The organism is Oleiphilus sp. HI0132, assembly GCF_001635845.1.
On sequence record NZ_LWGJ01001670.1, the window covers coordinates 1 to 773 of the forward strand.

The window sequence follows — 773 nt, forward strand, 5'->3', positions numbered from 1 at the left end:
GGTAGCTCAAAGTTAACAACCTGAGGTAGCTGATCTATATCGATGCCGCGTGCTGCAATATCAGTCGCAACTAAAACTTGAATGACACCAGACTTAAACTCTTGTAGGGCTCGAGTTCGGGCACCTTGACTTTTATTGCCGTGAATCGCGGCAGCTTTGATACCTGCCCCTTCGAGAACTCTTGTTAGGCGGTTTGATCCATGTTTGGTACGACAAAAAACCAAAGTTTGTTGCCAGTTTTCTTCCTTAATCAATTGGCATAAAAGTTTTGATTTTCTATTTTTATCGACTGGGTATATCCACTGCTCAATTGTTTTTGCTGTTGTATTACTGGGACTAACTGAGACCTCAACGGGGTTATGTGTAAACTCTCTTGAGAGCATCTTGATTTCGTCTGAAAAGGTGGCTGAGAATAATAGGCTTTGCCTGTTCTTTGGAAGCAAGGAAATAATTTTCCGAATATCCCTTATAAAGCCCATATCTAGCATTCTGTCAGCTTCATCGAGAACAAGGATTTCGAGGTCTTCAAATTTCACTGCATTTTGAGAGTGTAGGTCGAGAAGACGTCCCGGAGTGGCTACAAGTATATCGAGACCTTTACGTAGCAGCATCATCTGAGGGTTAATCTTGACGCCACCGTAGACAACAGAAGAACGTAGAGGAAGGTGTTTCGAATACTGCTCAACACTTACGGCAATTTGTGCTGCGAGTTCTCTGGTTGGGGCGAGGATAACTGCACGAACTCGATTACCTTTTGGTTTTTCGCCTTTAAC

General features: G+C 43.2%; 1 protein-coding gene. It reads right to left on the reverse strand.

The window, feature by feature from the left end; genetic code table 11:
• Window positions 1-773, reverse strand: a 773-nt coding sequence (locus tag A3766_RS25645) for a DEAD/DEAH box helicase (protein WP_156509140.1), incomplete at both ends; no start/stop codon positions are given.